Genomic DNA, 8,043 nt, shown 5'->3' on the forward strand with positions numbered 1-8,043 from the left:
TTTCATGGCAGTGCCGCTGCTGCATCAGGTGACGCCGCCGGGCGCGATCGACAGTTGGCAATCCTGGATCGGAACCGACCGGAAACTCGACGGACTCCGGTTCACCGGCTACATGTCGATGATCCACGAAACCATCGCCGGGCGCGGCGCCGCGCTCGCCTGGGCCGGGTTTGCCGACGAGCATCTGCGCCGCGGCCAGCTCGTCCGGCTGACGAAGACCTCACGTCGTCACGCCGGCTCCTTCCACATCGTCACCAGGAAGAATGCCGGCCCGGTGGTCAGGGCGGTGGCGCAGGCGCTGCTCGGCAGCGTCGGCGACAGCTTGCAGGCAAGCGTCGGTGACAGCTGACAAGTCAGCGTCAGTGACAGCTGACAGATCAGGCCTCGCGGCCAAACCGCGACGCATCATGACGCGCGCCCCAGGCCGGCATGGCGGCCTCGATCTCGGCTTCCGACTTGAAGGCATCGGAGGCGTAGCGATCGACACGGAACCGCTCCGCGGAAACGAATGGGGTCTGACCGAGGACCAGTTCGCAGGAGAGCCGGCCAAGACCCGGTCCATGGGTGACGCCGCTCTCATTGTCGCCGCCGACAACCACGACGTTGTCGCTGCCGGGGACCTTGCCGACGACAAGGCCATTGTCGGGCGTGTAGCACGGCACACCTTGCGCCCAGCTCGCGATCGTCGAACCGCGCAGCGGCGGGAACACCGTCTGCAGCTCGGCAAGCTCTTGCTCGGATGTCTCCTGCATCAGTTCGAGATTGTGCGGTTGGCCAGGTTCGATTTCGCTGTCGTTCGTCTTGTACAGGGGTTTGTAGTGCCGGCCGGTTCCCCACATGACGGCGCCGAATGTCTCGCGCAGCCACAGCCGCAATTCGCGGCACTGGACGGTGGGAATGGTCGACGGCAGCCCACGATCGTCGGTGACGATGCGCGTTGCGACGACGCGCAACAGCGGCAACTGCCAGCCAAGGCCCGATAGGACCTGGTTGTTCCAGGCGCCGGCGGCAACGATGACACTGTCAGCCTCAAGGCTGCCCTGGTCGGTCTCGATCGTCACCCGGTCGCCCGCATCGTGGACGGCCGTGACACGCGTGTTGCTGCGGAAGATGCCGCCGAGCTCGCTGATCTGGCCGGTCAGCACACCCATTGCCAGCTTGGTGTCGAGCTGGATGCCATGCGGATTGTAGGCCGCCGAATGGACTCGCGCCGGATCGATGAGGCCTTGCATCTTCTGGCCGATCTGCGCGGCGCTCAGATCCTGCATTTCCGGCGGCGCATAGGGAGAATCCAGCACCGGGCGGACAAAGCGTTCGCGCCCGTCCTCGGTCAGTGCCATGATCAAGGTGCCGTTCGGCCGATAGCCGATCTCGACGCCGACCTCATGCAGCCGGCGATAGAAATCGAGGCCATATTGCTGCAGTTGAAGGCCTTCTTCACCGAGCGGGATCATGCCGGCGGACCAATGGGAGACGAAGCCAGCGCCGGCGCTTGTGGTCGCGGCACCCGGCTGGCCGGCATCGATGACGGTCACCTCGCGCACGCCGGACCGCAGCAAATGGAAAGCCGCACTGCAGCCGATAATGCCGCCGCCGATCACGGCGATATGCCTGCTATCGCTCCCCCCATGGCTTCCGTTTGAGCTCATCTTTGTTCTCCCTTTTGCCGATGGTCCGGTCGGAGCGACATGCAGCGACGGCGACCATACAGGCCCGTTCGGAGCTGTCTAGACACATGTGTCTGTGGCCTGATACTTGATGCGCACTGCATCTGGATCGCACGTCCGAAACGCCGCTTGATCCGCACTTCCGTCGTGTCGGCGTTGCCAAGAGAGTGAGGAAAAAAGTGAGCGTTTCGACTGCCGCCAAGGCCATTTTCGACACTGAAATCATATGGGACGCACATTCCGGATTCATGCCGGACCCGGCTGCGGACCTGAACAATCTGCAGATCTGGCGCGACGCCGGCATCAACTATCTGTCGATCGATGTCGGCTTCGACCTGCTGTCCTGGGAGCAGACCGTGCGGACGCTCGCAAATTTCCGCCACTGGATCCTTGCCAATCCTGAGCACTACACGCTGGTCTCCTCCGTGGCGGAAATCCGCAAGGCCAAGCTTGAAGGCAAACTGGCGATCACCTTCGATATCGAGGGCATGAACGCACTCGACGGCCGCATCGAGATGGTGGAGTTCTATCACCATTTGGGCGTGCGCCAGATCCTGTTTGCCTACAACAGGAACAACCTGGCCGGCGGCGGTTGCCACGATGTCGAGACCGGCCTGACGGCGTTCGGCCGCCAGGTCATCGACGAGATGAACCGTCTCGGCATGTTCGTCGACGTCACCCACACCGGCTACCGCACCTCGATGGAGGTGATGGAGTATTCCAACAGGCCGGTCATCTTCTCGCATTCCAACGCCAAGGCCCTGTGCGGCCATGGCCGCAACATCACCGACGAGCAGATCAAGGCCTGCGCGCGCACCGGCGGCATCGTCGCGATTGTCGGGCTCAATCGTTTCCTGGGAGAGGGACGCACGGACTCGGACAGGCTGGCTGACCACATCGAATATCTCGTCGATCTGGTTGGCCCAAATCATGTCGGCATCGGTCTGGACTACGCCTTTCCGGTTGATGTCAAAGGCATCGATCGCATCATTTCCGACAATCCGCAATTCTGGCCCAAGAGCGAATATCCGGAGGGGGCGACGACCTACGCGGCTCCGGGTCAGATGCGCGAACTGACGGAGGTTCTTCTGCGCCGCGGCCAGTCCGAGCAGACCGTGCGCGACGTCCTGGGCGGCAATTTCATGCGCCTGGCGGCTGAAATCTGGAAATGACCGGCGGCGGAGAGGCGCATCTCCGCTACGGCTCTTGATCCAGGCCCCATCGAATGGCGGGCCAGGCCGCACCGTGTGCGCGATCACATTTCGCCCGCCTGCCTGCCCAAGCCGACGCACCGGCGGGGCCGGAACAGATGTCGGAATTTTCCGCAAGGTCGTCCGTATCCAAGATTCGGACGTGCCGGCAAAATTTTAGCTAGACATGTGTGTCTATTATTAGCAGTTTTAGCGGGACGAGACATTTGGCGCGGCCTGGAATGGCTCGCCGCTCAAGAACAAGACAACGAAAACAGCAGAGGGGTAGAGCATGTCCATTCTAGCCGACACCAGGGTTTCGCGCCGCAGCCTGCTCGCCGGAGCCGGCGCTTTCGGCCTCGCCTCAATGGTCAATCCAAAAGTTTCCTGGTCGAGCGACGGGCCGATCCTCAAGGTGCGCTCCTACGCCGACATCCAGACGCTCGACCCTTGCTTCCGGCTGGCGGCGCCCGAAGGCGACATCACCAGCGTCATCTTCGCCGGCCTCGTCGTCACCACGCCGGGCGATAGCTGGGGCTGGCGGCCAATGGCGGCGGAGACGATCAAGCAGCTCGATCCGCTGACCGTCGCCTTCCAGCTACGCGACAATATCGGCTTCACCGATGGCTACGGCCAGATGACGGCCGAAGACGTCAAGTTTTCGATCGAACGCATCGCTGACCCCGCCAACAAGAGCCCCTATTCCGGCGACTGGGCGACGCTCAAGGAAGTCGAGGTCAAGGACAAGCTGTCGGGGCTGATCCACCTGAAACAGGCCTTCGCGCCGCTGTGGACGTCGACCTTGCCGACACCGTCCGGCACCATCCTGTCGAAGCGCGCCATCACCGAACTCGGCGGCAAGATGGGCGTCAAGCCGGTCGCCCAGTCGGGCCCCTACATCCTGAAGGAATGGCTGCCCAAGCAGCGCACGGTGCTGGTGCGCAATCCCGACTGGAAGTACGAGCAAGGCGCCTTCGCGGAAATCCACATCCATCCTATCGAGGACGAGAAGACCGCCGAACTCGGCTATGAGGCGGACGACCTCGACTACACCTGGACCGCGGTCTCCTCCATCTCGCGGCTGAAGCAGACACCGCCGCCAAAGACGACCGTGGTCGAGAAGCCTTCGCTGGCCTTTGTCTGGCTCGGCATGAACCAGGATGTCGCTCCCTTCAACAATCCCAACATGCGCCGCGCGGTGCAGTACGCCGTGGATCGCAAGGCAGTGGTCGACGCCGCCTATTTCGGCGCCGCCGCCACCGCCACCGGCATCATCGCGCCCGGCCTACCCGGCCATCGCGAGAAGAACCTGTTCGATTTCGATCCGGATCGCGCCCGCGACATGATCACCAAGGAGGGGCTGGCCGGCACGACGATCACGCTCGACATTCTCAACAAGACCGAGCGCCTGACCGCGGCGCAGGTCGTGCAGTCGAACCTGCAGGATGTCGGCCTCAATGTGGAGATCAAACAGAACGACAGCGGCACCTTCTGGACGCTTGGCGCCAAGGAAGGCGACTACTGGAAGAAGCTGCAGATGATCATCAGCCGCTTCTCCATGCAGCCGGATCCGAGCTGGGCGACCGCCTGGTTCACCCGCGACCAGATCGGCGTCTGGAACTGGGAGCGTTTTTCCAGCGAGGAATTCGACAAGCTCAACGCCGAAGGCATGGTCGAGCTCGACCCGGCAAAACGCGATGTCATCTACAAGAAGCTGCAGGACCTGATGGAGGAGAACGGCAATTACGTTTTCCTGACGCATGAGGTCACCGGCATCATGAATCGAGACACGCTTGTGACCGGCCTGAAGCCGAACGGCGAACCCGTGTTCACCGACTTCAAACCGGCATGATATCGGCGGGCGGGGCTCGCCCCCGCCAACAACCGTCCGACAGGTACCGAAAATGATCCGCTACGCCCTCAAGCGTCTGTGGCTTGGCGCCATCATCATCAGCGTGGCCATGATGATGATGTTCGCCATGGTTTATCTCATCCCCGGCGACCCGGCCTCCGTCGCGCTGGGGCCGCGCGCGACGCCGGAGATGAAGGAGGCGCTGCGCGAGCGCATGGGCTTGGATCAACCTGTCTGGCGGCAATTCGTGAACTTCTACGGCTCTGCCTTGCATGGCGATCTCGGCACCGAGGTTCTGTCGAACCGGCCGGTGCTGGACGTGGTGATGGAACAGCTTCCGTTCACGCTGGCGCTGGTGGTCGGCGGCATCACCTGGTCGGTGGCGCTGGGCATCCCGCTTGGCTGTATCGCCGCAGTGCGCCGCGGCGGCTTTGTCGATCAGGTGATCGGGGTTCTTTCGGTGGCGATGATCGCAGTGCCGTCCTTCGTCGTCGCCATCTATTCGCTGCTGGTGTTCGCGGTCGCGCTGCAATGGCTGCCGGCGATCGGCGCCGGAGAACCAGGCGACCTCGCCAGCCGGCTCCAGCACCTCATCCTGCCGTCGCTGGCAGTCGGGCTTGGCTGGATCGGCTACATCTCGCGCATGGTGCGCGCCTCGATGCTGGAGACGCTGGAAGCCAGCCATATCCGCACGGCGCGCGCTTTCGGCCTGACAGAGCACCGGATCGTCTACACCTACGCGCTGCGCATTGCCGTGCTTCCGACGATCACCTTGCTCGGTGTCGGCATCGGCCACATGCTGTCGTCTTCCGTTTTCGCCGAAATCGTCTTCGCCCGCCCCGGCATCGGCAAGCTGGTCTATGAGGCGATCTCGGTGCGCAACTACCCCATCGTCTCCGGAGCCGTGCTGGTCACCACGGTCTTCTTCGTACTCGTCAACGTAGCGGCCGACATCCTGGTCGGCCTATTGGATCCCCGTGTCAGATCAAGTTTCAACTGAGCTGCCATCCCGCAGCTTCCGTCTCGGCATGATATGGCGCACCGTGCGCCGCATCATGCGCGAGCCGCTGGGCGCCGTCGGCCTGACGCTGGTGACGGTGGTGGTGCTATCGGCGGTCTTCGCCAGCCTCCTGACCAGCTATGCGCCGAGCAAGATATCGCCGGCCGAACGCTTCGCTTCGCCGAGCCTGCTGCATCTGCTCGGCACCGACCATCTCGGCCGCGATCTTCTGACCCGCGTCCTATACGGCGGACGCGTTGCGTTGCTGATTGCGCTCGGCGCGACAGTGGTGTCGCTGGTTGTCGGCGTCGTGCTGGGGCTGATGGCCGGCTATGGGCCGCGCTGGCTCGACAATGTGCTGCTGTTGATCTTTGACGCGGTGAAGAGCTTTCCCACCGTGATGCTGGCGCTGACGCTGGTCACTCTGTTCGGCCCCTCGCTCTACGCGGTGGTGCTGGTGGTGATGCTGGTCAATGTGCCGGGCTATGCCCGCATCATCAGGACGCAGACGCTGGTGCTCAAATCAGCCGAACATGTCATGGCGGCGCGCTCGATGGGCGCTAGTGCGGGCCGCATCCTGCGCGTCCATATCCTGCCCAACATCATCGGCCCGATCCTGATCCTGATATCGATGGACATTCCCGTGGTGGTGGCGATCGAGGCCGGCATGAGCTTCCTCGGGCTCGGCGTGCGGCCGCCGACACCGAGTTGGGGCGCGATCCTCAATGACGGCTTTGCCAACATCCGCGATTCCTACTGGATCGTGATTGCCGGCGGCCTGCCGATCGTGCTGACCACGCTCGGTTTCACCTTCTTCGGCGAGACGCTGCGCGATCTCTTCGATCCCCGGCTGAAGGGGCGCTCATGACGGTTCTCGAGGTCAAGAATCTAAGCGTAGCCTTCCACACCGAGGCCGGGCGACTGGAGGCGCTGAAGCAGGTGAGCTTTTCCGTACCAGCCAACCGCAGCGTCGGCGTGGTCGGCGAATCCGGCTGCGGAAAATCGACGCTCATCAACGCCATTCTCGGCCTGCTCGCCGACAATGGCGAGATATTGTCGGGCGAGATCATCTTCGAGGGCGACAAGGACCTTGCCCGGCTCGACCCGACCGCGATGCGCGGCCTGCGCGGGCAAAGGATCGCCACCGTTTTCCAGGACCCGATGGGTGCGCTCAACCCGGTGCTGTCGGTGGGGCGTCAGATGCGCGACATCCAGTACCGCTCGAACCTGTCGAAGCGGGACAAGGATGCGCGCTCGGTCGCAATGCTGCGCAAGGTTCGTATTCCCGATCCGGAAAGCCGGCTGATGCAGTTTCCGCACGAATTCTCCGGCGGCATGAAGCAGCGCATCGCCATCGCCATGGCGCTGATGATGGAACCGGCGCTGCTGATCGCCGACGAGCCGACAACTGCGCTCGATGCGACGCTGGAGGTGGCCACCATCGAACTGCTCAAGGATCTGCAGCGAGACATCGGCTGCTCCGTGCTGTTCATCTCGCACCATTTGGGGGTGATCGCCGAACTCTGCGACGAGATGATCGTGATGTATGCCGGCGAGGTGGTGGAGAGCGGCACGACCCGCGAAATCTTCCACGACGCCCGCCATCCCTACACGCAGAAGCTGCTGGCCTGCGATCCCGCGCGGCTGTCGCAGCGCGTGCCCCGGCTGCCGACGATTGCCGGGACCTTGCCGGATCTGCGCCGCCGGCCGAGCGGCTGCGTCTTCCAGCCGCGCTGCGATCGCGCCGACGCCCAATGCCTGACGACGCCTCCCAACGCCCCTATCGGCGGATCTCATATCGCCCATTGCTGGCATGCGGACGTTCCCCTGGGGGCGATGAGCGCATGAACGAAGACCTGCTCCGCGTCAGCGATCTGCGCGTCTCGTTCCGGGTCGGCGGCCTGTCCGCCAGGCTTGCCGGGCGGGCCACCGAAATCGAAGCGGTCTCCGGCGTCAGCTTCACGCTTCAACGAGGCAGCACCTTCGCGCTGGTCGGCGAATCCGGCTCGGGCAAGACGACGCTGGCGCGCACGCTCAACGGTCTTCAGCCCGTGAAAGCGGGCACGATCCTGTTTGAAGGGCAGGAACTGCAAGGCCTGTCCAACGCCGCCATGAAGCCGGTGCGGCGGCGCATGCCGATGATGTTCCAGGATCCGGTCGGATCGCTGTCGCCGCGGCTCAGCGTGCGCTCGCTGCTGTCGGAGCCTTTCGTCATCCACGGCTTGTCGGATCGCGATCTCAACGCCGAAGTCACACGGCTTCTCGGGCTGGTCGGGCTGCCGCGCGATTTCGCCGACCGCTACCCGCACCAGCTTTCCGGCCGCCAGGCGCGTC

Annotated in this window: 7 protein-coding genes and 1 pseudogene; 7 read left to right on the forward strand and 1 reads right to left on the reverse strand. The window is 63.7% G+C overall.

The features are described 5' to 3' along the window. Positions 1 to 349, forward strand: a pseudogene (locus tag EN943_RS32080) (hypothetical protein); the annotation flags it as partial. Positions 350 to 377: 28 nt separating this feature from the next. Here EN943_RS32080 and EN943_RS32085 read toward each other — a convergent pair. Then, the gene (locus tag EN943_RS32085) at positions 378 to 1,649 is read right to left on the reverse strand and encodes an FAD-binding oxidoreductase (RefSeq protein ID WP_127416014.1); all 1,272 of its coding nucleotides are present in this window, start codon (positions 1,647 to 1,649) and stop codon (positions 378 to 380) included. A gap of 197 nt (positions 1,650 to 1,846) precedes the next feature. On the opposite strand from EN943_RS32085, the gene EN943_RS32090 reads away from it, so the two are divergent. The 6 genes from EN943_RS32090 to EN943_RS32115 form a co-directional block, all read left to right on the forward strand. Continuing rightward, complete coding sequence (locus EN943_RS32090; protein WP_127416015.1) at positions 1,847 to 2,839, forward strand: membrane dipeptidase; 993 nt, start codon at positions 1,847 to 1,849, stop codon at positions 2,837 to 2,839. Positions 2,840 to 3,149: 310 nt separating this feature from the next. Beyond that, the gene (locus EN943_RS32095; RefSeq protein WP_127416016.1) at positions 3,150 to 4,709 is read left to right on the forward strand and encodes an ABC transporter substrate-binding protein; all 1,560 of its coding nucleotides are present in this window, start codon (positions 3,150 to 3,152) and stop codon (positions 4,707 to 4,709) included. 52 nt (positions 4,710 to 4,761) lie between these two features. Next, entirely contained in the window at positions 4,762 to 5,709 is a 948-nt protein-coding gene (locus EN943_RS32100; protein WP_127268564.1) for an ABC transporter permease, read from the forward strand. Between the two features lie 28 nt (positions 5,710 to 5,737). Next, complete coding sequence (locus EN943_RS32105; protein ID WP_127416017.1) at positions 5,738 to 6,577, forward strand: ABC transporter permease; 840 nt, start codon at positions 5,738 to 5,740, stop codon at positions 6,575 to 6,577. After that, on the forward strand, positions 6,574 to 7,557 hold the full coding sequence (locus EN943_RS32110; RefSeq protein WP_127416018.1) for an ABC transporter ATP-binding protein: 984 nt from the start codon (positions 6,574 to 6,576) through the stop codon (positions 7,555 to 7,557). Before EN943_RS32105 ends, EN943_RS32110 begins: the two co-directional genes overlap by 4 nt. Then, positions 7,554 to 8,043 (forward strand): ATP-binding cassette domain-containing protein (locus tag EN943_RS32115; RefSeq protein WP_127416019.1); only part of this gene is annotated, 490 nt, incomplete at its 3' end. The genes EN943_RS32110 and EN943_RS32115, both read left to right, overlap by 4 nt.

The organism is Mesorhizobium sp. M7A.F.Ca.US.006.01.1.1 (genome assembly GCF_003997935.1).
Taxonomy (GTDB): domain Bacteria; phylum Pseudomonadota; class Alphaproteobacteria; order Rhizobiales; family Rhizobiaceae; genus Mesorhizobium.